The sequence below is a fragment of the Pseudomonas sp. s4 genome, from assembly GCF_046764235.1.
Taxonomy (GTDB): domain Bacteria; phylum Pseudomonadota; class Gammaproteobacteria; order Pseudomonadales; family Pseudomonadaceae; genus Aquipseudomonas; species Aquipseudomonas asiatica.
In genome coordinates, this window is sequence record NZ_CP177209.1 from 45,098 (window position 1) to 69,640 (window position 24,543).

Genomic DNA, 24,543 nt, shown 5'->3' on the forward strand with positions numbered 1-24,543 from the left:
CTTTGGAAGCGGTTTACGACGAGGCGCTTTGACCGGAGCGTTCTCATCCGGTTGGGTGATCTGCCTCAGTAGGGTGCGCTCAGTCTCGGTAGCCGACGAATCGAAGACCCTTGTCTGTACACGCTGATCACATCCTGGAGAAAGAGACCCAACTGGTCCTTTCCGAGAACGCGTTGAGAGGCATGCTGCAGCGTTACAAGGGAGAGCGTGGCTACCTCTATACCGGCGCGACGCTTCGCAATGTGCCATGGATCTTTGCTTACATGTCGGACGCCACCCGCCTGTTTGGCCAGAAGGTCAGTGGAAATGCTGAGCTGGTGAAAGCTATTGCCGCTGAGGTGCCGGGGGCGGAAATCAGCAGCACTGGTCGGCTGGAATCGAAGAAGGTGCCTGGTTCGAAGGCGGCATATTTTGATCTCAAAATGAGTTTCATCCGCCATCGAATCGTCAAAGACAGTGAAGCGTCTGGCTTGGTTGAAAGCATGGAGTTTGTAGTGTCACAGCCTCGCGGAGGTGAGCTTGAGCACATTCACAAGGAAGTCATCAAATTCGATTCGGCTTGGTTCGAATCTCTTATCCGGATGCCGGTTGATCATCCTTATCGCAGAATGGATAGAGTGAAGATGGCCCGGGAGGAACTGGGCGATCTGCTGGAGCTGACTCAGGCCTGAGGAGGCCTGCTGTAAACCACTTTTTTTCACTGTAAACCACAGTGGTTTACAGTGAAAAAAGTGGTTTACAACGTAGCTATGACACGCGCCCTGGCCACTCCCCAGGCCAGCGCGCTCCTCATTGGTTCGTTCAGCCGGACGTCGAACACCTGTGCTGCTCGGGGCCTTGCCACGCCGCGGTGTCCTATAATTCATCTTCAGCTGAATGGAGCAAAATGTTGTGAAGCGCACATTCATTGGAATGGTCGAGGCTGGTGAGCCACTGATGAGGCAAGCGCTTGAAGCTATCCGACAGGCCCACGAAGCGGAGGCTGCTGGATTGCCAGACCTTGAGGTACAGCGTCTTCACCTATTGGCAGATTCGCTCTATCAGGCGGTCATTGATTTTCAGCTCCTCAAAGCAGGTAAACCACCGTCGACTATCCAGTGAGGACCTGCCGCTACATGACGAAAAAGATACCAGCTCTTCTCCCCGACCACCCCATGTATACCGACGCAGTGGATGCGATGAAGCAATACCACGAGGCGCAGGCTTCTGGCTCATCTGCCGAAGAGGTTGAGCGCCTGCGTCAAATCGCAGAATCACAATTTCGGGCTGTCAGCGAGTATCAGCTCAACGCTCTGGGATATCAGTCTCGTCGTCCGCACTGAAGGGATAACCGATCCGGAGGTAGCTTCAGAATCCATCAAGCCAAGCGGAAGACTCACGACGCGGTCCGATTGATCAGCGAGACGGTCGGGAGGGTTTGCACACAGCCCCAAAAAAAAAGCAGCTCCCGAGAGCTGCTTTTTTCTTACTCCCCCTTTTTGTGCTTGTGGGGTTTCAGGTCCGGATGGTCCTTCTGCTTTTCAGGGGTGACTCGCTGCCTTTTGTCCGGAGTGCCATCTTCATTGGTGCGCTTTGGGCCTGGCTTGATGCTCATGCAAAACTTCCTTTTCCGCTTGGGTTGTTGAATGCAGCTATGTAATTAGTCCAGCTTCTCTCAGCTGTCAAAGCAGGCTGGTGCAGAACCGCCTGGCCGATGATCCGGTCCACATCGAACATTCAGAGGCCAGAATAAGAGCCTCCGACAAAGGGCTTACAAGGGGCAGTGAAATCCAGCGCTGAGCGATACGAAGACGTCTGGACGTTCATCATGCCGAGCACGGTGTGGAACAGGTTGTCGTGGCTCAGCGGTGACGTGGTTTGAGCTTTCAAACAACCCACGTTGACCTTTTCGCTCTTCGCGAGCGAGTCAGACATCCAAAGTACCAACGGCACCTTTGTTTGCTCGTCAGGAGCCATCGCGTAAGGCAGCCCGTGTAGATAGAGCCCACCCTCCCCCAGCGATTCGCCGTGGTCCGAAACGTACATCAGCGCAGTGTCGAACTTGGTGTTGGCCGCCAGGATATCGATGAGATTTGCAGTCACATAATCGGTGTAGAGGATTGAGTTGTCGTAGGCATTGACCACCTCCTCCTGCTTACATTTGTCGAGCTCGTTGGTCTCGCACACCGGTGCGAATTTCTTGAATTGCGAGGGGTAGCGCTTGTAGTAGGCCGGGCCGTGACTGCCTTTGTAGTGGAGCACCAGGACAGCATCGCCTTCCTGGCGCTTGATGAAGTCTTGCATCTCCGTGAGCAGCACCCCGTCCTTACACTCCTCGCTGGTGCACAGTTGGGAATCCGCGTGAGAGGCAGCCTTGTGGTTGGGAACCCTGTCGCAGACCCCTTTGCACCCCGAGTTGTTGTCAGTCCACATGACACTGATGCCAGCGCGTTGAAGCACGTCGAGCAGCCCTTCTCGGCTCTTGGCCAAGGCATCTTTGTACTGGGCCTTACCCACGTCCAGGAACATGCATGGCAGCGAGACCGCGGTAGCGGTACCGCAGGAGCTCACGTTCGTGAAGCTAATGACATTTCGCTTTTCTAGTTCCGGATTCGTTTCACGGGAGTAGCCGTTGAGGGAGAAGTTGGCGGAGCGAGCGGTCTCTCCTACTGCCAGTACCAGCAGCCTGGGTTTACGAGCCGCACCCTGTCGATTAACTACCGCATCAGTACCAATGGCCGTCAGCGTTTTAGGTGAGGCCAGCTGACGCTTCAGGTACCCATGGCCAGCCGCAAACAAGTTGGTAGGTACCAGAATCAGCCGGATCTCCCGATTGTTGCGCAGCAAGGAGGCATACGACTGGTACTGACTCAACGCGATGCCAGATAAGGTCAACAGAGCGAGCGACAGAGCAATGAACCTGCTGACCAAAGCTTTGGCCCAAGGCTTGCGCCGGAGGGGAACCCGGGCAATCAGGTAGACGGGCAACACCCCAACCATTGCGACCCAAAGACCGAGCTTCCAATTCAGCAGCTCGGTTGCCTCAGCGACGTCGGTCTCCACAACGTTGGTGAACATTGTGTAATCGATCACGATGCCGTAGGCATTCATGAAGTAACTCGCAAAAGACGCGCTGATCAGTACCAGGCACAGTATGGGTTTGGCCAGCCGCCCCCATGACAGCAAGCTCAGAACGGTAAACACCCATGCGAATACTATGACTGGGAGGCTAGCCGCTAGCTGCCAGTTCACTTCATCGGTTTTGAATACCAGCTTCCAGAGCACGTTCCAGAGCTCAGCGTTCGCGAATAGCAGTAACCAAAAAGTCACCAGGCCGATTAGCAAATTAGTACTGATGCCTTTCTGCCGCGCATTGCGAATAGCAAAGATCCATTTGCTTAACAGGGTGTGAACAATGGATTTGGAAGGTGTCATTATCAAACTCTGGAAGCTGCTTATCCATGGCGGTAGCTATGGAGTTAGCGGGAGCTACAAGGCAAACCGTCGACAGATGCTGAGCGATTGCGCAATGTGCGGAGCGTCAGAGGCCTTAGGCCCCTAGGCGTTGGGGACGCTTAGTATGTGTGAGGCATAGGGATAAAAAGAGAAATGAATCTCGCTGAGCGCATTATTTCCGGGACCTGATAACGACACGATGACCTCGGGATTACAATGCTGACAGAAATCCAATTACTGCTGTTTTGATTGTCATTGATCACGCTATGATCAAAATTAGGGGGATACTACCCACCAAAAGCAATGCTCCGCTCAGCTAGATAAATTTAATTTCACAAACAAAACGGTTTCGTTTTGTCGTAGGCTAATTTTGAACTTTCAATTCAACTTACAAGTCTTTCTCGCGAGCAGAATATTATTTTCAACTTTTGCTCGTTAATATGTCACCCATCAATGAGGGGCGAATACCATGAGCTTTTTCAAAAACATCCTGGGCGGGCACCATGGCCGTGGAAACCACGGTGGAGGCAAGCACCACAGCGGGGGACATGGGGCCGAGCAATATGATCGCCATGGCCGGCAGCAGGGCTGCGACGGCGGTAATCAGGTGTATGACGGCGGGCGCCCTCCCACTCCTGCCCCCATCAAAGATCTGCAGGGCTGCAGGCAGTGCCGGACGGCCAACGATCCGTCAGCACGCTTTTGTCTAAACTGCGGAACACCGCTATCGAGTGGTTGCACCGCCTGCGGCTCGCTGCTGAGTGCAGGAGCAAGATTTTGCAGTCACTGTGGCCAAGCGACGCTCTAAGGCTAGGTAGACAGGAAGGCCAACGAGACCACAACCCTGCGCAAGGAGAAATACGTGGGTTCAAATCATGACCATGGCAGCGCTGCAGTACGCGAGGGGCATCAGAAGAAGCTAATCATGGCGCTCGGCTTGACTGGCAGCTTCATGATTGCAGAAGTGATCGGTGCGTGGATTACCGGCAGCCTGGCGCTGCTGTCGGACGCATCTCACATGTTCACAGATACTGCCGCCTTGGCGATCTCACTGATTGCACTTCAGATAGCCAAGCGGCCGGCGGATCAGAAAAGAACCTTCGGCTATGCGCGCCTGGAAATTCTGGCTTCGACGTTCAACGCCGTGCTGCTCTTCCTGGTGGCGATGTACATCTTGTATGAGGCCTACCAGCGCTTCTTCATGCCGGCGGAGATCGCTACCGGAGCGATGATGTGGATCGCAATCGCCGGCCTGATCATCAACCTAATTTCGATGCGCCTTCTGGCATCTGCGAGCAACGAAAGCCTCAACGTCAAAGGAGCCTACCTCGAAGTTTGGAGCGACATGCTCGGCTCGCTTGGCGTAATCATCGCGGCACTTATCATCCGCTTCACCGGCTGGACCTGGGTCGACACGATTGTCGCTGTGGCGATCGGCCTTTGGGTTCTGCCGCGGACGTGGCAGTTGCTTCGCGAAAGCCTGGGGATCCTCATGGAGGGTGTCCCGAGGGGGCTCGACGTTACGGCAATCGAGGCCACCATCCTCGGAGTAGATGGCGTGACGGACGTTCATGACTTGCACGTGTGGGCTGTCAGCAGTGGCAGTAACGTGATGACGTCGCACGTAGTGGTTCGGGATTCTGCAGATGGGGATGCTGTGTTGGCGGCCGTCGTGGATGCTGTCAGCGATGCATTCGAAATCCATCACTGCACCATCCAGATCGAGCGGGCAGCTTTCCACGAGAGCGTTCCCTCACCCTCGCACTGACCGATCGGTAAACACCATGCAAACACATCACCCTCCTGGCTGAGGGTGATGTTGCAAAAAAAATGCGGTGAGGGATGCCGTAAACGGCAGGAGCGCTTCAAGGGGGTTGGTGAATGGCTTCGCCTGCCCTCGTCAACAACCTCCAGAAGGCTCAGCGATGGCCTGGATCATCACGAAGTACCTACTCACTGCCGGTATAGTGATTCTCGTGTCAGAGCTGGCGAAACGCAGCGACAAGCTGGGCGGCTTGGTCGCCGCCCTACCCTTGGTCACGGTCGTGACGTTGGTCTGGCTCTATTTAGAGAACCAGAGCATGGAGAAGATCTCCAACCATGCTTGGTACACGTTCTGGTACGTGCTTCCGACCCTACCGATGTTTATTGCTTTTCCATTGCTGCTACCTAAGCTCGGCTTTTGGCCGACACTGATCAGCAGCATCCTCATCACAATGGCCAGCTTCGGAGGCTTCGCCATACTGCTGCGCCGGTTCGGCATTGAGCTTCTATGATCCGGTGGCCGCAGGGATCATCTTGATGAGTCTTAACGGCTATTAACACACTCGCCCTTCACCAGGTAGCGAACCATGTGCAGTTCGCCTTTCGAGTCTTCGTAGGTCATCATGCTTCTTACATTACCGCAGTACCGCACACTGGGTGATACATACACCAACTTACCAACGTCCAGGTCCATGCCATAGGCGTAGTCTTCTAGTTGAGGCATGGGCTTTTTTACGCGTTGAGCATAATCCGCTGTAGCCTCTCTAGCAGTACGCTCGATGCGTTTATTGATCTCCATACCGCTTTGGGCATTGGCTGTTAGTGATGTAAAGAGCAAAAACACGGCGATCGCTGATACAGTAGTGTTCATAAGAAGTCCCTTAATAAAAAAGCGCCCGTAGGGGGGCGCTAAAATTCACCTACCAAAGGAGCGTATGGTTTACAGGTGAATGCACTGGCGCGAACAACTGCTCGGTGCTCTTGCCAAGCTGCTTTGAAATGAGACAATTTCCAAAGCAGCGATGCCTCTTCCGCTGCCCTTAAACTAGCAAAGGAGGCTAACACCAAGATGATCGGGCAATTACAATTTGGACATGTAATAGATTGTAAGATAATTATTCGAGAGAATATCGAGCCGCCACGTGAACTAATTTGCAGAAAGGCGCTGCGGTTTGCGGCCGTGCATGGGGTCTGCCTGCGTGGCGCCCTCGATCCAAGGCCAGTACCAGTCCTTGCAAGCTAACGACCGAAATGCTGCCTGTCCTGGCCGATTCCACCTGCCAGGCGAATCTGTCATACACCGCCGCAGGCCCCAGAATCCGCTATGCTTAGGGGTGGAGCCTGCATGACTGTCAGAAATCTTGCGGCTACATTACAAATTTGTAGGATTTCGCCGCGGCCAGCTTCTTCGCGTTAAGATTCAAGCGTCCTCAGGTGACCCGGCGTATGGACAGAGGTAGCGACTACCACATGCCATACCCTCAGCCAAACTTTCGAACAGCCTGCAACCATAATCTTGGCGGATTAGGCCAACTCCTTCCTCACACCTTGAGATAAGTTATGCGCGTTCTAGTTGTGGAAGACGAAATTAAAACTGCCGAATATCTTCAGCAGGGCCTATCCGAAAGCGGGTATGTCGTAGATATCGTGCACAACGGTGTAGATGCTCTGCACTTGTTCAACACTAATGTCTATTCGTTGGTCCTCCTGGACGTGAACCTCCCGGGTATCGACGGCTGGGACCTGCTGGAAACCATCCGTAAGACCAGCCGGGTCCGCATCATCATGCTGACCGCCCGCGGACGCATCAATGACAAGCTCAAGGGCTTGGACGGCGGCGCGGATGACTACCTTGTGAAGCCATTCGAATTCCCTGAGCTGCTTGCTCGCATCCGTTCGCTGCAACGCCGTGGTGATGAGTTAGTCGAGAAGAGCTCGCTGAAAATTGCCGATCTGGAACTCGACTCCGTCCGCCATCGCGTCTTCCGCGGTGGCACACGCATCGATCTCACCACCAAGGAATTTGCGCTTCTGCACCTGCTCATGAGCCGAACGGGCGAAGCGCTGACTCGCTCTCAGATCATCTCGTTGGTCTGGGATATGAATTTCGATTGCGACACCAATGTCATCGATGTAGCCATCCGGCGCTTGCGCTCGAAGATCGATGACCCGTTTGAAACCAAGCTCATTCACACGCTTCGTGGCGTTGGGTACGTTTTTGAGGAACGCGCATGAGGCCATTCAGCCTGGCTGCCAAGCTGGGGTTAAAAGTTGGGTTGATGAGCGCAGCGTTGCTGCTTCTGTTCGCCACCTTTGGCTATCTGATGGTAGGCAAGGCTCTGGAAAGAAATGCCAGAGCAGACCTGGAAGTAAAGATGGCGGGGATGGCTCACAACCTGTCCACCATCCCGGACATCTCCGGCGTCAACGCGGATGCGCATCAGCTTGTCGATTTGGTCATGGGCCACAACAACCTGTATGTGAGCATATTCGATACCTCACAGAATCAGACTCCCCTGCTCTCGATTGGCTCGAAACAGGTCAATCTGGAGGTGCACAAGTTTCAGCCGGCGGCCCAGCCCAAAGAGCACGAATGGCGTGATACGCAGGACCGTCCTCTGCTGAGTGCTTCTCGAATCATGCGTTTGGGCGATGGAACAGAGGTCAGCGTCTATATGACCATGGACCAGTCATCCAGTGAGGCGCTGCTCGATGCGTTGCTGACCTGGGCCTTGATGATGTCCCCCGTCATCCTCGCACTGATCTTGGCCATTGGCTGGTGGACTGTGCGCAGAGGCCTGCTACCACTGACCAAGTTCCTCAAGATCGCCTCGAAAATCTCAACCGAGAGCCTCGACCATCGCCTTCCAACTGATGGGATGCCGGCAGAACTCAAAATGCTCGCCGACGGCATCAACATCATGCTGGCTCGCCTGGATGATGGGGTTCAGCAGCTCTCGCAGTTTTCTGACGACCTTGCTCACGAACTTCGAGCACCGCTTTCCAACCTGATGGGCAAGGCCCAGGTTGCCTTGACCAGAGAACGATCGCTTTCCGAGTACCGGGAGGTTCTGGAGTCGTGCACAGAAGAGCTGGACCGCATGAGCCGCATGGTTTCCGACATGCTGTTCTTGGCCCAGGTCAGTCATCCAGCATCAATGGTGGAGTTCGAATCCGTCTCCTTGGTCGACGAGGTTCAGCGAGTGTGCGAGCTCTTCAGCATTTCAGCAGAAGAAGGCGAGATTCAGCTGCAGATCTCCGGCAGTGATGACGTGGTGCGCGGGAATCGCCTGATGGTTCAACGTGCCGTCTCGAATCTGGTCTCGAACGCGATCCGTTACTGCCCTCGCGGCCGCACGGTCTACGTTAAGGTGCAGCATAGTGCGAGCGGTACGACGTTGAGTGTCGGCAACCCCGGCCGTGGTATTGCCAAGGAACACCACGCGCACTTGTTTGAGCGGTTCTACCGTGTGGACAAGAGCCGAGCACGGAGCGAAGGCGGTACCGGTCTTGGCTTGGCCATTGTGCAGTCGATCATGAGTCTGCACCAGGGATCGGCGAGCGTGGAGGTGACCGAAGAAAACTTCACCTGGTTCCACCTTCACTTTCCGGAAGCCCAGCAAATGCAGCCGGCAATGACCGCCGCTTAAATTGCGCAGACACGATTAGGCCCGTCAATCGACGGGCCTTTTGTTTGCCTCAATGCATCAGTGCCGAAGGACCACAGGGTCCATGGGCGACCGCAGAATCACCGACTTAATAATCTTCTGTTCGTCAGGATTGGCGTTTTTCCACAGGTGTGAGAAGTACTGAGCATTCACTTTCTCTTGAGCACTTACGCTGCCGGCGGCATCGATCAGGCGCATGGTCGAGTAGACACAGATCAGCGCCAGAATGAAGAACGCCGTGGCGACCACCATCACATAACGCTTGGCCAGCACCGGTGCCCGCTTGAGCTCCTGGATAGAGGCGTCCGCCGCCTTTGTCGCTGCTGTAAGCTCCGAGATCAGTGGCTGGATGGCGGTGTCGACTCCGCGGCATGCAGCTGAATACGCTGATGCAGCGGCGCGCAAGGCAACCTCCTCCGCGTTCGACCAAGCCTTCTCCGCCTTTCGCACCTCCTCCTGAATCTGCCGGCCGACAGCGTCCACCTGCTCCACCAGTTCGTTCGACCTCTCCAGAACAGCGCTGGAGGTGCGCGTCTGCGAGGTCAGCTCATCGAGCTGGACAGTGAGTTTTTCAGTGCAGCGGCGAAAGTCACCGATAGCAACTGCCCAGGGCTCTATGTCATTCATGGCTATCTCCTAGGGCGGCCAACAACGCCGCGCTGAATTAACGCGCTAGATATCAAAATTGTAATTTAAGAGAAAATTCGAAGTCGCCCTCGACAGTGCCGAGATAGACATGATCCTTCCAGATTTGAAGATTTAACGCATCCTATCTGCAGCCAAAATTACGGAATTGTAATTATTGACTCACCTTGTCGTTAGCTTCGCGTTCCTAAACTACAAACCAACAAAGGCCGCTAATCAGGTTGGCCTAGTATGAACCGAGGTTCACAATGAAATTTGTCAAATCTATCGCTATTGGCAGCCTGCTGCTGGGTCTCATGGGTACCGCTTACGCTGAAGGCGGCTTCGAGCGAACGAAACAGTTCAACGAGAACTTCCGAACCGAACAGGCTCGCCTATGGAGCGATGACTCTTCGGACCAGAACAAACAACAAGTCGCTCAAGAGCAAAAGAAAGAAAGCAAGGATGGTAAGGAACAAGCCGACAATTAATCGGCGGTTAAATAGGACTTCAAATGACGAAAGAAATCGACAAAAAAGCCAGGGTAAAACCTGGCTTTTTTGTGCTTGGAATTTAGCCTTCGTTCTTGCGAGGCGTTTCCGCATTGCTTTCTCCGGCCAGACCCTCGGCACCTTGTGCGGGGCGTTTCCAATGGCACAGCAGGAGCTGGCTGGCGTTCGCTTCGGTGATCGATGTGCAAGCTAGATCAGCGGGCAGACCATCCTTGCTGTCTCGCAAGCGCCTGGACAGATAGAACGAGCCATCCCGCGGCCACTTGGCAGGATCCTTGATGTTCTCGGACTTCCCGCTGCTGTAAAACTCCGACGAGTATGAGCGGCGGCCAGGATAGATCAGGGGAGCGGAATGAGCAGACTGCACATTGAGCCAGGCTTGAACCACATCCCGCTGATTCTGAGGGCGCTCCTCTAGTACCCCGGCGTAGATGATGCCCGCACCGATGATTGGCAACACCAATGCGCTCGCAGCGGCAGCCCAGGTGGTCTTCGGGCCAACTTCGCTGACCCGTGCAGACAGCAGCAATGCCCACGCTGGCAGCGCGGGTAGCAGGTAGGTCCACAGAATGTTGCCTGCAAATGTGAAGAAGACCGGTGTCGCCAAGGCCCACAGCCAGAGGTAGGCTTTGAAGCGCTGCATCGATCCACGCTTGCGGATCAACAGTGGTAGAAACAAGGCCCATGGCAGTAGCGACAATCCGAGCTGGATCCAGATGCTGCCGTACGGCTTGGCATGAGCACTACCATAGAGGTCCCCTGCCCAGTTACTGACGACGTAGCGGCTCCAGTGCTCACCAACGAAGAAGTACTCCATGAAGCCGGGCGTTTTCATCTCGGCCGCGACATACCATGGCACGGATATACCGAACATGAGTACAAGGCCGCTAATCCAGGGAAGCCTCAGTACCCGTCCCCATTCCTTGTAGATAACGAACCAGGCGAATGCCGGCGCCCCCATAAGCACCAGGGTCAGCGGCCCTTTGGCAAGCAAGCCCAGCCCGAGACCTGCGAACATCAGGTAGGCATCCGCCTTGCTGGCGCACTTCATCCAACGCCAGAAACCGTAGCTGGCCAGCAGAATCGAGAACGACAAAACAGGGTCAGTCAGCACAACACCGCTGGAGACCAGGCCAAGTGTGGTGCTGGAAAAAATAATGGCAGCCCAGATGCCGGCGTTACGAGAAATCTGCTGCGTGCCGAGTTTGATGATGATGAAACAGCTTGCCAGGTGGAGTAGCCACGCTGGGAAGCGCGCAGCGAACTCGTTAACGCCGAAGACCGTCATGCTCGCGGCCTGGGTCCAGAAGGACAACGGAGGCTTGCCCCAGAACGGTACCCCGTAGTCGAACATGGGCGTGATCCAGTCATTCAACTCGACCATCTTGCGAGCCATTTCAGCGTAACGGGCCTCAGATGTGTCCATCAGCGGGTAGATGCCCAGCCCCACCAAACGCAATAGCAAAATCGAACCCAGGACCCACCACAGCGTCCTCTCGTTCTTCAGGTTCAGCATTTCTTACCCTCGATCGAAGCCATCGAAGGGTGGAGTGACACGGGATCTGCCTTGTTGCTGTGCTTCAGGAAATAGAGAGGCCGGCGCTTCACTTCCGCGAGTGTCACGCCCAGGTACTCCCCCACCATGGCGACACCGACGCACATGAATGAAGCCATTCCGACGATCAGGTGATGGATGTCGAAACTGCCTGCCACAAGCGACGCAAGCATGTAGCAGATGCTGGAGACGAAAAGACCGAAACTGATGAGGCTGAAAATGCGCAGTGGTTTGCGAGAGAAGCTGACGATGCTCTCGATGGCCAGATTGAACAGGCCAGCTGCATTCCATTTGGTGCTCCCGGCATGGCGAACAGTGCGATTGTAGGGCAGTTCGATGGTACGAAAGCCTACCCAGCCGATCATGCCTTTGAGAATCCTGGAGCGTTCATCCAGGGCCCGCAGGGCTGCCAGCGGCGCAGGCCCAATCAATCGGAAATCGCTGACATCGGCCGGCATGTCCACCTTCTCCACCAGGCGCTGCATGACCCAGTAGTAAGCCCGGGCACTCATGCGCTTGAACCACGAATCACCGATTCTCAGGTTGCGCTGCATGTTCACCACGTCGTAGCCGCGTTGCCAGTAGTCCACCATGGCCGCGATGAGCTCTGGTGGATCCTGCAGGTCGACATCAATGAAGATCAGCGCACTGCCACGGGCATGGTCTATCCCGGCGCTCAGTGCAGCCTCTTTGCCGAAGTTGCGACTCAGGGACAGGCAACGTACAGATGACCCATCCTGATAGTGGCGAAGAATGTCGGCCGTCCGGTCATTACTGCCGTCGTCGACATAGAGGATTTCGCAGGAGACGGGTAAGCGCTTCACCACGCGGGTGATTCGCTGGTGGAACTCGGGGATGGTTTCCTCTTCCTGGAAGCAAGGGACCACGATGGTTAACAAGGGATCAGGGCGCTCGGGAAAGCGATGTAATGTCTGCATGATTGAATGTCCAAAAACGATGTGCAATGAATCCAAGTGCAGTGAGGCTTAAGGTCACTACGACTTGGGAGATGAGCGGTGACAGATTCGACTTGATGAGGAACCACATACCCACGCCATTGCCGAAGTTTGTGGTTAACGCGACCAGTGCAAACCTGACAGGCTGAAACTTACGAGAGCCATCTGCCACAAAACAGAGCGCCCTATTTCCAATGAAGCTCGCGATTGCGCCAACCATGCCGCCACAGATACTGGCCAGTAACGGAGTAACGAATTCTGTCGTAACCAGCAATAGGAACACCGCATAATGGACTCCCGTTGCTATGAAGCCGATCCCCAGATAACGAATCAGTAAGGTAGTAAGAGGTGGGGTTTGATTTTCCATGCCCAAAGCCTATGGAGGCAAAGGTGAAAAAATAGTGAACTAAATGTAAATGCGTAATTAGCCGAATCTATATATGGTAAGTAACAAGTCGGCGCACTAGGCTAGCACGCTACAATATCAGAGGGATTGCCTGAAAATTACGCTTTCGAAATAAAAGCCTTCCGATAACGCATGCATGACCCGTGGATTACAATGTTGACAAGATAAGGAAACACCGGGTGGCATTGAGATAGATTCCCCGAATTAAGGGGGACCTAATGGTTACACAAAATGAAACATATACAAGCAGCGTTGTTCCTTACAGCCCTGACATATTGGATGATTTGCCAATTGATGATCAGCTGGCCGTAGAGTTTTTCGCAACAGCACGTTGTGCCAGTTTCAAACAGGCTGCCCGAGGGCTCAATGTGCCAGTGGTAGGCCTGCGGAAACGCTTGGAGAAACTGGAAGAGCACATTGGTGCTCCCGTGTTTGTCTACAAACACAACAAGCTTGCCCTGACCCGCACAGGCGAGAGGGTCAGCCATTACCTGTGCCAGCTCTTCGGCCCAGACGGCCTTGGCAAGTCCGGTGAAAAGGAAGTCCCCAGGCTTACCATCGCGATCACAGAGCCAGTGCTGAACGACATCGTAAACCGCGATCTAGTCGCCTACGTGCGTGATCATGCCGAAATGCAGCTGGAAATCCATTCAGAATGCACAACGCAGATGCTTTCTGAGTGTGAAGTCGATGTGGGTATCGCTTTGGTGAGCCCAGATGATAAAGGCGCGCTTGATCGCCATCCTACGTATAGGTTTGAAAGGCTTGGCCGGATTGGGCACGCCCTGTTCATTTCCAGCCGCTATTCAAGAAGCGTCACCCTTCCAGTGGAGAGCTTGGATTTGCACAACTTCATGCTCGTTGTCCCTTGGGATGAAGAGATCTTGGCGGGCTCACGAAAGTGGGCATCGATAATGGCTGAGCATCAGGGCGGTACCACTCGGGTCAAGAGCTACAACCTATCACGAGGCCTTGTCGTTGGCGGTGCGTGTATTGGAGTGCTGCCCGACTACAGCCGAAAACTGGAGAGAAATATCCTACCCGTGCCGGGTTTCCTGGACGACCTGGAGGAGAAAGATGTCTATCTTGTTATCAAAACGAAGCTTGTCCGCAATCCGCAGGTTTTGGAAATTCGAAGATTGATCAAGAAGAGCTTCTTTGATAAGAAGGACTGGCTTGTTCGGTAACAGTTTTGTTAGGTTTCAAACTCCTCCGTTAACACTACAGAAACACAACTGTCATATTCGCTTGCAACCTAGTCAGAGTGCTTAGAACAAAGGCATCTTGTTACAGCGGGTGACAACCGTGGCCTGCTCCCATCTGCAAGATAAATTTAGGCCGGCGCAGGGCGAAATATAACGTCGGTAGCTAAGCACTTAACATACGAGAGGCAAGCAATGATCCGTTCTTCGAACATGCGGGAAAAGCTGTTGGCTGCCGCAATAATAGGCACATTTTCCTCGCAAGCATTCTCCGGAACAGTAACCACTGACGGAGCTGACATCGTTCTGAAGACCAAGGGCGGTCTTGAAGTATCGACTTCTGACAAGGAATTCAGTTTCAAACTGGGCGGCCGAGTTCAGGCCGACTACGGCCGTTTCGATGGTGTCTTCACCAAGAATGGCGATACCGCTGACGCAGGCTACTTCCGTCGCGCCTACCTTGAGCTCGGTGGCGTGCTGTACCGCGACTGGAAGTATCAGCTCAACTACGACCTTTCCCGCAACACGGGCAACGACTCCGACGGCTACTTCGACGAAGCCAGCCTGACCTACACGGGTTTCAAGCCGGTGCAACTGCGCTTTGGCCGTTTCTACACCGACTTCGGTCTTGAGAAAGCCACCAGTTCGAAGTGGACCACCGCCATGGAGCGGAACCTCTCGTACGACCTGGCGGACTGGATCAACGACAACGCCGGCATGGGTGTTCAAGCCACCAGCACCATCGCTGACATGGCTTATGTTTCCGGTAGCGTTTTCAGCGAAACCAATAACAACTCGGATGGCGACAGCACCAAGCGCTACAACGTACGTGGCGTGTTCGCACCGCTGCACAGTGATGGCAACGTCCTGCACGTCGGTGCTCAGTACGCTTACCGCGACCTCAAAAACAGTGCGGTCGATACCCGGATTCGTTCGCGTCTGGGCGTCCGCGGTGTAGATACCAATGGCGGCGGCGATGCCGGCACCAACGGCAACCGCATGCTGTTTGGCGGTGCTGCTGCACAAGATGGCCTGTGGAAGGACGACTCGGTCTGGGGTCTCGAAGGTGCCTGGGCCACCGGCCCGTTCTCGGTTCAAGCGGAATACCTTCGCCGCAAGCTGAAAGCTGACCAGGCCAACAACGACATGAAGGCCTCCGGTTACTACGCCCAGATGGCTTACACCCTGACCGGCGAGCCGCGTATCTACAAGCTCGATGGTGCCAAGTTCGACACTATCAAACCAGAGAACAAGGAACTGGGGGCCTGGGAAGTCTTCTACCGCTTTGACGATATCAAGGTCGAAGACGGCAACCTGGTCACCGCGGCGGACCAATCGAACGAGCGCAAGGCCAAGAGCCACACGGTGGGTGTGAACTGGTACGTCAACGAGGCGGTGAAAGTCAGTGCCAACTACATCAACGTGCGCACCGACAACAACGAGAACACCGTGGGCGACGACAGCGGCAATGCCATCGTGACCCGCCTGCAATACGTCTTCTGATCCCTCTCATCAGTCTGACGTGAGAAAGCCGGAAGCGCTCAACGTGCTTCCGGCTTTCCTGTTTCTGGAGGTGATCAAGCATGGAGCGCCCTCCTCCTACCTGCTTTCGCTTACCGATGACCGCTCTTGCCAAAGCTCGGCGAATCTGATGTGATTGCCGCGTCGGGCTTTGCATGGTGGCCGTGCAAGCAAATCAAACCTGACTCCTATTCATGATTGAACCTGATTCGACGTCCAGCTTCGCGTCTAACGGCCCTACAAGCGCAGCTACCCCAACGTCGCTCATTAGGGGATAGTCATGTCTGCAAAAAAGCTGCTTCAACCTCTCGCTGCTCAGCTGCACGCCTCGTTCTCGGCTTCTGGCCGCCCGTACTCTCATCTGCACCTCCACCAGCTGTTCCACGCGGCCATCGGCTCCGTTGCACCGCAAGTTGCCATCCAAGACAAGCTGCCAATTCAGGTCTGTCGTGACAACGAGACACGGCAGTACAACCTCTACGCGGCGGTCGAGCGGGCGAAAACGTGCTTAGGATTGACCGATCTTCAAGCAGTCGGTGTGGCTGAAGAAGTCATTGAGGTGCTACGAACTGCGGGAATCGGCGTGAACCAGGTTCGCCTGCTCCTTGACCCCTCCTTCAGCTCGAAGACTCGCAAAAAGGCCTTCAAGGCTCTCTGCAAGAACCTGGATCTGAACGAGCTAGGCGATCGCTTCGTCCCCAAGACTGCCACGTTGGCCATCGCTGCTGGTATTGCGCCGCCTCCCAAAATGTCGTGGAAGGATCGCTTCGCCCTGGCTGCAAATTCCCCCATGCGGGGGCCAAGCGAGCTCATCAGCATGGTCAACCGGGATGAGTGTTATCTGTGGGTATTCCCACCGACTGACCATCATGCGACGGCTCCAGCGACGCATGACCGTTTCTTTGGTGAAAAGACCCACCCGAGCGCAGAAATGGGCATGGGGTTCAGCATCATCGATTCCGGCTGGACCCGCCCCAAGTACCCGCTATCCAGGCAGTCACAAGAGACCTTCATCCAGTATTCGCTTTCTGCGCCGATGTGGTCCTGGCGCGCACAAAGTGACACCTGGCGCCTGGGAAACATCCTGCGTTCAAGAATCCTTGACGGGGCTCCTTGGCATAACGAGCCTCTGAGTGACGTGCTTCCGAGCGGCCTTAAATCCCTGCCCCGGATCTATGGGTGCGAAACCTGCCGAACGCTGTTCATTGAGAATCACAGCGACTACCCGGATGTACCCACTCAGTGCCAATGCGGTGAGGCGAGCAGCACGGGTGACCAAAACGAGTCATCTGCTCTCAATAGCTGATTTTCCTTACGGTGGCGGGCTGAGCCCCCCGTTAGGGATTGGCTATGGGAGCGGGATTCGCTCACCCCAAACCTGAAGGCGCCGCCACCTAACCGAGCGATATGAGCTGAATGCTCGCGGAGTAGATATGCAAAAGAGTAAAAACAAACAGGACACCCTGGCGGCGATCAATGCGCTTGTCGAGATTGCGTATGATCAGGGATTTGCGGACGGACACGGAGTCGGCAATCAAGTCGGTTTCGTAGCCGGTGTCATGAGCCTCAAAGCTGCATTGGCCTGCGGCTTACGGCATGGCTCACCTGAGTGCGGAAAGGCCCTTGAAAGCCTCAAGCGCATCGGGATCGACGAGTGAGAGAAAAGTACGGGTCGTGCGCTGATCGCGCACGACCCGTACTTCTACTTCAGGTCATTTCCCTGCTTAGCTTCATGATTGAAGCTCAGGGATCAGGTGCTTCTGCGGTAGGCCAACAGGCGCAAGGCGTTGAAGACGACCAACAGTGTGGAGCCCTCATGGATCGCAACAGCGGCACCAATGCTCAAGCCCATGATGGTGGACGGAACCAGGATGGCCACAATCCCCAAGCTGACGAACAGATTCTGGTGGATGATCGATCGCGTGTGACGGCTCAGCCCCACCACAAATGGGAGTTGCCTGATGTCGTCAGCCATAAGCGCGATATCAGCCGTTTCCAGGGCAACATCAGATCCAGCAGCCCCCATTGCGATACCAACGCTCGAACTGGCCATGGCAGGGGCATCATTGACGCCGTCACCCACCATGGCCACCTTGGCGCTAAGGCGCAGGTTTTTGATGGCCTTGACCTTGTCTTCCGGCATCAGGTCTCCCCACGCTTCATCTAAGCCAACTTGTTTGGCTACAGCCTCTGCAACGCGGTTGTGGTCTCCAGAAATCATGACCATGCGTTCGATGCCCATCTCTCTAAGCTTCTGGAGTGCCTCTTTGGCCCCCTCCCGGGGTGTGTCCAATAGCCCGATAGCGCCCAGATCCTTGTCAGCACGCCGTACCACCATGGTGGTACGGCCTGACTGACGTAGACGCTCCGCAGCCTCCAGGGCTGCCTTGCTGAGTGCGGGAATACCATTGGTACCGAACATCTCGACCTTGCCAATCCAGACGAACTGCCCATCAAGCTCAGCACGCACGCCGCGGCCAATCATGTTGCTCATGTTCTTGGCTTGGAATCGGCGCCGTGTGCCAATCATCTCTTCACCGTCACGCACAATTGCCGCAGCCAGCGGATGGTCGCTCATCGACTCCACAGCGATGGCGACGTTTAGCAGATCCTCGATCTGCGTGCCGCCTATGGGTATTACATCGGTGATACGTGGGCGCCCTTCGGTCAGGGTACCGGTCTTGTCGAATGCCATGGCATTCAATGATCCAAGCTCTTCAAGTGGCGCACCGCCCTTGATCAGCACGCCACCTCGGGCTGCCCTGGCGATGCCAGAGAGAATGGCGCTTGGTGTAGCGATCGCGAGCGCGCAGGGGCTGGCTGCAACCAGTACGGCCATCGCCCGGTAGAACGAGTCACGGAACGGCTCGTCAAGGAAAATGCCGGCAAATAGCAGCCCGACTACCAGCAGTAAAACCAACGGGACGAATATGCGTTGGAAGCGGTCCGTGAATCGCTGGGTCGGTGACTTCCTGACTTCGGCTTCACTGACCATCTTGATGACCCGCGCCAAGGTACTCTCCGTAGAGCGCCGTGTTACCTCAACCTCGATGAGCGTTTCGCCATTGATGGTACCGGCGAAGACTTTCGAGGCTGCATCCACTGCATCTGGCTTGCTGCGTGCGAGTTCGGCATCAGGAACAGGTTGCTTGTCCACGGGGACGCTCTCACCGGTTACTGGCGCCTGGTTGATACTTGAGGAGCCTACGACTACAAAACCATCGGCCGGCAGGCGGTCATTGGGGCGCACGATGACAACGTCACCGGGAACCAGCAGCTCCACGGGCATCTCCACCGTGCCATTTGCTCTGCGTACGATCGCGGTGGCTGGTGCGAGCTTGGACAGTGCCTCAATCGCTTTCTTGGCCCGCCCCATCGCGTAGCTTTCAAGGGAATGCCCCAGACTGAACAGGAACAGCAGCAGAGCCCCCTCCGCCCAGGCGCCGATGCTCGCGGCACCGACTGCGGCGAGAAGCATCAGCGAGTCGATCTCGAAGCGTTTCTGACGGATGTTGGTAACCGCTTCCTTAGTGGTGAACCATCCACCGAACACGTAGGCCGACACGTACAGAATCAGAGGCAGACGATCAATCAGGCCAAGTTTTCCTGCGAGAGCTCCGGCACCCAGGAGAGCACCACAGATCAGCGCGAAAATCAGCTCTGTGTTCATTCCAAAAATGCCGCCATGCTCATGGCTATGACCTTCATGCCCGGCTTGGTCATCAGGGCGTTCAAGCAAACTCTTCATAACTCGTCCCTTCTGGGGTCAAGGCTTCCAATTGCCCTCTGCAGTTGGGGAGCCGTCTCTGTTGGTTGGCTAAGATCTATTGCACGGTTTGCCCGAGCCCAGGCGTTAACATTTCGAAGCTATGGGGTATCGGGCGTAATAAAAAATGCCAGGCACTGCCTGGCATTTATGAATTCTCTAATTGTTCTGTTCAAATCGTTTACTACTTGTTGTTGATGCATTGCGAATACATCGAGTAACGAACAGTCTTGAGCGTGCCCTGGGAGTCCTCGAAGGTCATCAACCGTGGATAGACCTGGCAGGTACGGGGGTCCTGCGACTGACGTACGAATTTCGCAACGTCTATCTTCATGCCATATTTGTAATCCTGAATCTCTGGCATTGGCTTGCCATTTTTCTCCGCGTACTTGGCCACTGCGGTCTGGTGTTCCTTGGTGTATTGAAGCTGCTTGCTCTCGGAGAAAGTGTTGGCCTGCGAAGCCACCGAGAAAACAACAAGTGCAGCAGCGATAATTAGCTTTTTCATAAAACCCTCTCAATTTCAAAACTTCTCGGGCGTAACCTTAGCAATGCATAGGCATCACCGGCATGACGAGAAACTTACAATTTTGAAAGGTAAGTGCATCTACTTCACTTTAAACAAAAAAGCCCACAACACGTGTTGTGGGCTTCTCTTTAGCGGAGGCTGTTAGCTAACCACTTCGGCCTCGTCGCCGTCTTCATCCTTGCGGTGTGCCCAGTGATACAGGGCAGGCAGTACCAGCAAGGTCAGTGCGGTGGAGGACAGGATCCCGCCAATCACCACCGTCGCCAATGGCCGCTGAACTTCGGCACCGGTGCCGGTGGCCAAAGCCATCGGGATGAAGCCCAGGGACGCTACCAAGGCTGTCATCAGAACAGGTCGCAGACGGGTCAATGCACCTTCATCGACTGCCTGTCTGAGCGTTCGTCCCTCCTCCCTTAGCCCGCGGATGAAGGCAATCATCACCAGGCCGTTCAGTACTGCAACGCCGGACAGTGCAATGAAGCCGACACCTGCCGAGATCGACAGTGGGATGTCCCGCAGCCACAACGCCACAACACCACCGGTGAGTGCGAATGGAATACCGGTGAAGACCAGCATGCCGTCCTTCAGGTTGTTGAACATCAGGAACAACAAGGTCATGACCAGCAGCAAGGCGACTGGAACAACGATCTGCAGGCGTTTGGCAGCCGACTGCAGCTGCTCGAACTGGCCCCCCCAAGTCGTCCAGTAGCCCGCAGGGATTTGCACCTTCTTGTCCAGCGATGCGGTCGCCTCCTCAACGAAGGACCCCAGATCGCGGCCTCGAACGTTGGCGCTGACGATAACCAGACGTTTGCCGTTCTCGCGGCTGATTTGGTTCGGGCCCAGTTGCAGGTCCAGATTGGCGACCTGGGACAGCGGGATGAAGCCGATCTGATTGGCACCCTGTGCCGCATTGGCAGGTACCGGGATCAGCAAGCTGGACATACCCGCTACGTCGGTGCGAACGGTCTCTGGTAGGCGTACTACCATGTCGAACCGACGGTCGCCCTCATACAGCGTGCCGGCCTGACGGCCACCCACGGCGATAGCGATCGAGTTCTGAACATCCGCGATGTTCAGGCCGTAGCGTGCTGCTTTTTCGCGGTCAATGTTGATGGTCAGCACCGGCAGGCCGGATGTCTGCTCAACTTTCACTTCCGATGAGCCCGGGACCGCTTTGAGCGCTGCCGCGATCTTGTTGGCGGTGTTGTTGAGCACGTCCATGTCATCGCCGAAGACTTTCACAGCGACGTCACTACGCACGCCCGAAATCAGCTCGTTGAAACGCAGTTGGATTGGCTGCGACAACTCGTAGTTGCTTCCTGGAACACCCGCTGCGGCCTTCTGCACTTCAGCAATCAGCTCATCACGAGGCTTCTTCGGGTTAGGCCACTGATCCTGAGGCTTGAGCATGATGTAGGCGTCAGAGGCGTTCGGCGGCATCGGGTCAGATGCAATTTCTGCGGTACCCGAGCGTGCGAACATCCGCTCAACTTCAGGCACCTGCGCAATCACCGCTTTCTCCAGACGCTGCTGCATCTCGACAGATTGAGTGAGGCTCGTTCCAGGCACACGCATGGCCTGCATCGCAAAGTCACCCTCACTGAGGCTTGGGATGAACTCGCTACCCATACGACTTGCCAGCAAACCACTGAGCACGACCAAGGCTACTGCGGCCGAGAAAGCGATGTTCCGATGTCCCAGCACCCATTGCAGAACCGGTTCATAGCGCAGTCGAGCTGTGCGCATGACCACGCCTTCCTCTTCCTTCACCTTGCCAGTGACGAACATGGCAATAGCTGCAGGAACAAAGGTAACGGACAGGACCATTGCACCCAGCAGCGCCATCACAACGGTGAAGGCCATCGGGTGGAACATTTTGCCTTCGACGCCGGTGAGGGCGAAGATCGGCAGGTACACCACCATGATGATCAGCTGACCGAAGATCAGCGGCCGGCGAGCTTCTCGCGCCGCGGCAAAGACCTCGTGGAAGCGTTCGGTTTTGGTGAGCATGCGGCCATGCTTATGTTGCGCATGAGCCAGTCGACGGATCGCGTTTTCTACAATAACCACGGCACCGTCGACGATGATGCCGAAGTCGAGTGCCCCCAAACTCATTAAGTTGGCACTGACCTTGTTGTTGAACATGCCTGTGAAGGTGAACAGCATGGACAGCGGAATCACCATCGCGGTGATCAGAGCCGCACGGATGTTGCCGAGGAACAGGAACAGAATGGCGATAACCAGGATCGCGCCTTCCACCAGGTTCTTCTTCACCGTCGCGATGGCTTTTTCAACCAGGTTGGTACGGTCGTAAACAGTCACAGCCACCACGCCCTTTGGCAGGGTGCGGTTGATGTCCGCCAATTTGGCGGCGACAGCTTGAGATACGGTGCGGCTGTTTTCACCAATCAGCATGAACACGGTACCGAGCACGACTTCGCGGCCGTTCTCAGTAGCAGCACCTGTACGGAGCTCTTTACCGATGCTGACGTCAGCAACGCTGCTGATGCGAATCGGTGCACCATCCACACTGGTGATCACGATGTTGGCGATGTCTTCGATATTGCCTACCTGACCCGGTGCACGGATGAGCAACTGTTCACCATTACGCTCGATGTAGCCGGCACCGACGTTGGCGTTGTTACTTTCCAACGCTGCGACCAGGTCATTGAGTGTCAGCTTGTAGGTAGCCAGGCGCTTTGGATCCGGCGCAACCAGGAACTGCTTGGCATAACCGCCGATGGTATTGATCTCGGCCACACCCGGGACGTTACGCAGCTGAGGCTTGATGATCCAGTCCTGGATCACGCGCAGGTCGGTCGGGGTGTACGGCGTACCGTCCTCTTTGACCGCGCCATCTTCGGCTTCAACAGTCCACAGGAAGATCTCGCCGAGGCCGGTAGATACCGGACCCATGACGGCCTCTACACCTTCTGGCAGCTGTTCCTTCGCAACCTGCAGCCGCTCGTTGATCAACTGGCGGGCAAAGAAGATGTCAGTGCCATCCTTGAAGATCACGGTGACCTGAGACAGGCCAGAGCGAGACAGGGAACGGGTCTGCTGAAGGCCCGGGAGACCGGCCATGGCCGTTTCAACTGGAAACGTGATCCGTTGTTCGGTTTCCAAGGGCGAGTAACCAGGCGCTGCAGTGTTGATCTGCACCTGGACGTTGGTGATATCGGGTACCGCATCGATGGGCAGCTTTTGATAGCTGTAGATACCGATACCCGCCATGATCAGAACGGCGATCATTACTACGATGCGCTGCTCGATGGCGAATCTGATGATACGTTCAAACATGAGAAATCATCCTGTCAGTTCGCATCAGTGACCGTGTTCGGCAGAAGCTTTGCCGAGCTCGGACTTGAGTGTGAAGCTGCCACTGGTTGCTACCTGGGCGCCGGCTTCAATACCGTCGATGATTTCCACGTACCCATTGTCGCGGCGACCCAGTTTTACCGGGCGGGTGTCAAAGCCATCTGGGGTGCGTACGAATACCGAAGGTTTGTCTTCAACGGTCTGCACAGCGTGCTCAGGGACCGCTACGGCAACTCGATCGGTCTGGGAGGTGACCGCAATGTTTACGAACAGGCCTGGACGCCAGGCGCCGTTGGGGTTGGTCAAGGTGACGCGGACAGTAGCTGCACGGTTTTGCTCGCCCAGCAGGCTGCCGACATAACCCACCTTCCCTTCGACCTCGACGTTCATGTCAGGCGAAGAGACTTTCACTGCACGGCCAGTCGTGACCTTGCCCAGATCTGTCGGCGGAACTGCGAAGGTCGCCCAGACCTGATTCAGGTCGGAAAGGATGAAGGCGTTGGTCGCCTCGCTGACGACTTCGCCGACGGTCAGGTGTTTCTCCACTACCACGGCGTCGAAGGGAGCGCGGAGCTCGTAACGATTACCGCCAACGGAGTTAACCGAGGCACCGATTGCGCCGACCTTCTGCTTGGCGTTGGCCAAGGAGATCTCCGCTTCTTGCAGCGCTTGGCGTGCTTGGAGGTAGTCTTGCTCTGCAGAGATCTTGTCCTGCCACAGTTGCTTCTCACGTTCGAAGGTCACACGCGCCAGTTCGACGCGACGCTGTGCGGCCTGTTGTTCGCTGCGCAGGTCAGAGATCTGCTGGCTGGCGATTACCGCGAGGACTTGCCCTTTCTTGACCGTCTCGCCCAGGTTGGCCTGGACAGCCTCAACAACGCCAGGAACACGAGGAACCACGTGGGCAGTACGATCTTCGTCGAAGCGAATTTCGCCAGGGAAGCTCACGACGGTACCGAGGTCACGAGGCGCTGCAGCTTCCAGGGCAACACCAGCGGCCTTGATCTGTTCAGCGCTGAGCGTCAGCTTGCCCTCTTCTTCACCGCCCTCTTCGCTGTGGCCTTCTTCACCATGGCCCTCATCACCTTCCTCTTTGGCGGCAGATGCGGCTTTCTTTTCGTCGCCATGGCCATCGTTAGCGCCATGCTCGGCAGTACTGGCGGCCTGCTGTCCGGAACTGTTGTTCCAGGCAAGGCTGCCAAATCCGAGGGCTGCCACAGCGGCTACCGCGAGGGCGATCTTGCGTTTGTTATCCATTGCTACTCCTGCTGATCGTAGGCACCG

General features: G+C 55.6%; 23 protein-coding genes and 1 pseudogene. 13 read left to right on the forward strand and 11 right to left on the reverse strand.

From position 1 onward, the window contains the following. Nucleotides 1-128: 128 nt before the first annotated feature. The 3 genes and pseudogenes from ACK56M_RS00215 to ACK56M_RS00225 form a co-directional block, all read left to right on the forward strand. Nucleotides 129-671: pseudogene (locus ACK56M_RS00215) on the forward strand (hypothetical protein); the annotation flags it as partial. 205 nt (nt 672-876) lie between these two features. Next, nucleotides 877-1,101, forward strand: coding sequence for a hypothetical protein (locus ACK56M_RS00220; RefSeq protein WP_011953103.1), 225 nt, complete (start codon nt 877-879; stop codon nt 1,099-1,101). 14 nt (nt 1,102-1,115) lie between these two features. Beyond that, the gene (locus tag ACK56M_RS00225; RefSeq protein WP_011953104.1) at nt 1,116-1,322 is read left to right on the forward strand and encodes a hypothetical protein; all 207 of its coding nucleotides are present in this window, start codon (nt 1,116-1,118) and stop codon (nt 1,320-1,322) included. A gap of 143 nt (nt 1,323-1,465) precedes the next feature. Here the strand turns inward: ACK56M_RS00225 and ACK56M_RS00230 are convergent, their stop codons facing one another. Continuing rightward, nucleotides 1,466-1,594, reverse strand: a complete 129-nt coding sequence (locus ACK56M_RS00230; RefSeq protein ID WP_003253468.1) for a hypothetical protein — start codon at nt 1,592-1,594, stop codon at nt 1,466-1,468. Nucleotides 1,595-1,716: 122 nt separating this feature from the next. Continuing rightward, on the reverse strand, nt 1,717-3,414 hold the full coding sequence (locus tag ACK56M_RS00235) for a phosphoethanolamine transferase (RefSeq protein WP_411959203.1): 1,698 nt from the start codon (nt 3,412-3,414) through the stop codon (nt 1,717-1,719). Between the two features lie 490 nt (nt 3,415-3,904). Between ACK56M_RS00235 and ACK56M_RS00240 the strand changes: the two genes are divergently transcribed. From ACK56M_RS00240 to ACK56M_RS00250, 3 genes are all read left to right on the forward strand, one after another. Next, entirely contained in the window at nt 3,905-4,243 is a 339-nt protein-coding gene (locus ACK56M_RS00240; RefSeq protein WP_071890582.1) for a zinc ribbon domain-containing protein, read from the forward strand. 54 nt (nt 4,244-4,297) lie between these two features. Then, entirely contained in the window at nt 4,298-5,203 is a 906-nt protein-coding gene (locus ACK56M_RS00245) for a cation diffusion facilitator family transporter (protein WP_010951438.1), read from the forward strand. Nucleotides 5,204-5,360: 157 nt separating this feature from the next. Next, complete coding sequence (locus tag ACK56M_RS00250; protein WP_011953105.1) at nt 5,361-5,711, forward strand: DUF3147 family protein; 351 nt, start codon at nt 5,361-5,363, stop codon at nt 5,709-5,711. 32 nt (nt 5,712-5,743) lie between these two features. Here ACK56M_RS00250 and ACK56M_RS00255 read toward each other — a convergent pair whose 3' ends face one another. After that, nucleotides 5,744-6,070: a DUF2790 domain-containing protein gene (locus ACK56M_RS00255; protein ID WP_011953106.1), complete on the reverse strand. Its 327-nt coding sequence runs from the start codon at nt 6,068-6,070 to the stop codon at nt 5,744-5,746. 689 nt (nt 6,071-6,759) lie between these two features. On the opposite strand from ACK56M_RS00255, the gene ACK56M_RS00260 reads away from it, so the two are divergent. Further along, nucleotides 6,760-7,434: a heavy metal response regulator transcription factor gene (locus ACK56M_RS00260; RefSeq protein WP_003253457.1), complete on the forward strand. Its 675-nt coding sequence runs from the start codon at nt 6,760-6,762 to the stop codon at nt 7,432-7,434. Then, nucleotides 7,431-8,849 (forward strand): heavy metal sensor histidine kinase, encoded by a 1,419-nt coding sequence (locus tag ACK56M_RS00265; protein ID WP_011953107.1) that lies wholly within the window; start codon nt 7,431-7,433, stop codon nt 8,847-8,849. Before ACK56M_RS00260 ends, ACK56M_RS00265 begins: the two co-directional genes overlap by 4 nt. Before the next feature lie 57 nt (nt 8,850-8,906). Here ACK56M_RS00265 and ACK56M_RS00270 read toward each other — a convergent pair whose 3' ends face one another. Beyond that, complete coding sequence (locus ACK56M_RS00270; RefSeq protein WP_010951442.1) at nt 8,907-9,494, reverse strand: hypothetical protein; 588 nt, start codon at nt 9,492-9,494, stop codon at nt 8,907-8,909. Between the two features lie 266 nt (nt 9,495-9,760). On the opposite strand from ACK56M_RS00270, the gene ACK56M_RS00275 reads away from it, so the two are divergent. Further along, nucleotides 9,761-9,982, forward strand: coding sequence for a hypothetical protein (locus ACK56M_RS00275; protein ID WP_010951443.1), 222 nt, complete (start codon nt 9,761-9,763; stop codon nt 9,980-9,982). Between the two features lie 82 nt (nt 9,983-10,064). On the opposite strand, the gene ACK56M_RS00280 is transcribed toward ACK56M_RS00275, so the two are convergent. The 3 genes from ACK56M_RS00280 to ACK56M_RS00290 are packed head-to-tail and all read right to left on the reverse strand — an operon-like array spanning nt 10,065 to nt 12,881. Beyond that, on the reverse strand, nt 10,065-11,519 hold the full coding sequence (locus tag ACK56M_RS00280; protein WP_010951444.1) for a phospholipid carrier-dependent glycosyltransferase: 1,455 nt from the start codon (nt 11,517-11,519) through the stop codon (nt 10,065-10,067). Next, on the reverse strand, nt 11,513-12,496 hold the full coding sequence (locus tag ACK56M_RS00285) for a glycosyltransferase family 2 protein (protein ID WP_010951445.1): 984 nt from the start codon (nt 12,494-12,496) through the stop codon (nt 11,513-11,515). The genes ACK56M_RS00280 and ACK56M_RS00285 overlap by 7 nt, the downstream gene beginning before the upstream one ends. After that, the gene (locus ACK56M_RS00290) at nt 12,462-12,881 is read right to left on the reverse strand and encodes a GtrA family protein (protein WP_010951446.1); all 420 of its coding nucleotides are present in this window, start codon (nt 12,879-12,881) and stop codon (nt 12,462-12,464) included. The genes ACK56M_RS00285 and ACK56M_RS00290 overlap by 35 nt, the downstream gene beginning before the upstream one ends. A gap of 257 nt (nt 12,882-13,138) precedes the next feature. Here ACK56M_RS00290 and ACK56M_RS00295 point away from each other — a divergent pair, with 257 nt between their 5' ends. The 4 genes from ACK56M_RS00295 to ACK56M_RS00310 all read left to right on the forward strand — a co-directional run bounded on the left by ACK56M_RS00295 (nt 13,139) and on the right by ACK56M_RS00310 (nt 17,301). Beyond that, nucleotides 13,139-14,107, forward strand: a complete 969-nt coding sequence (locus tag ACK56M_RS00295; RefSeq protein WP_011953108.1) for a LysR family transcriptional regulator — start codon at nt 13,139-13,141, stop codon at nt 14,105-14,107. A gap of 210 nt (nt 14,108-14,317) precedes the next feature. Continuing rightward, on the forward strand, nt 14,318-15,625 hold the full coding sequence (locus ACK56M_RS00300; protein ID WP_009395904.1) for an OprO/OprP family phosphate-selective porin: 1,308 nt from the start codon (nt 14,318-14,320) through the stop codon (nt 15,623-15,625). Nucleotides 15,626-15,923: 298 nt separating this feature from the next. Beyond that, a complete protein-coding gene (locus tag ACK56M_RS00305) occupies nt 15,924-16,949 on the forward strand; it encodes a hypothetical protein (RefSeq protein WP_011953109.1) in 1,026 nt (341 codons plus the stop codon). Nucleotides 16,950-17,076: 127 nt separating this feature from the next. Further along, nucleotides 17,077-17,301 (forward strand): hypothetical protein, encoded by a 225-nt coding sequence (locus ACK56M_RS00310; protein ID WP_010951451.1) that lies wholly within the window; start codon nt 17,077-17,079, stop codon nt 17,299-17,301. A 92-nt stretch (nt 17,302-17,393) separates the two neighbouring features. On the opposite strand, the gene ACK56M_RS00315 is transcribed toward ACK56M_RS00310, so the two are convergent. The 4 genes from ACK56M_RS00315 to ACK56M_RS00330 form a co-directional block, all read right to left on the reverse strand. Beyond that, entirely contained in the window at nt 17,394-19,391 is a 1,998-nt protein-coding gene (locus ACK56M_RS00315; RefSeq protein WP_411959204.1) for a heavy metal translocating P-type ATPase, read from the reverse strand. A gap of 202 nt (nt 19,392-19,593) precedes the next feature. After that, on the reverse strand, nt 19,594-19,917 hold the full coding sequence (locus tag ACK56M_RS00320) for a DUF2790 domain-containing protein (RefSeq protein ID WP_003253432.1): 324 nt from the start codon (nt 19,915-19,917) through the stop codon (nt 19,594-19,596). A gap of 162 nt (nt 19,918-20,079) precedes the next feature. Further along, nucleotides 20,080-23,241 (reverse strand): CusA/CzcA family heavy metal efflux RND transporter, encoded by a 3,162-nt coding sequence (locus ACK56M_RS00325; protein ID WP_010951454.1) that lies wholly within the window; start codon nt 23,239-23,241, stop codon nt 20,080-20,082. A gap of 24 nt (nt 23,242-23,265) precedes the next feature. Continuing rightward, on the reverse strand, nt 23,266-24,516 hold the full coding sequence (locus ACK56M_RS00330) for an efflux RND transporter periplasmic adaptor subunit (protein WP_010951455.1): 1,251 nt from the start codon (nt 24,514-24,516) through the stop codon (nt 23,266-23,268). Nucleotides 24,517-24,543: the final 27 nt, after the last annotated feature.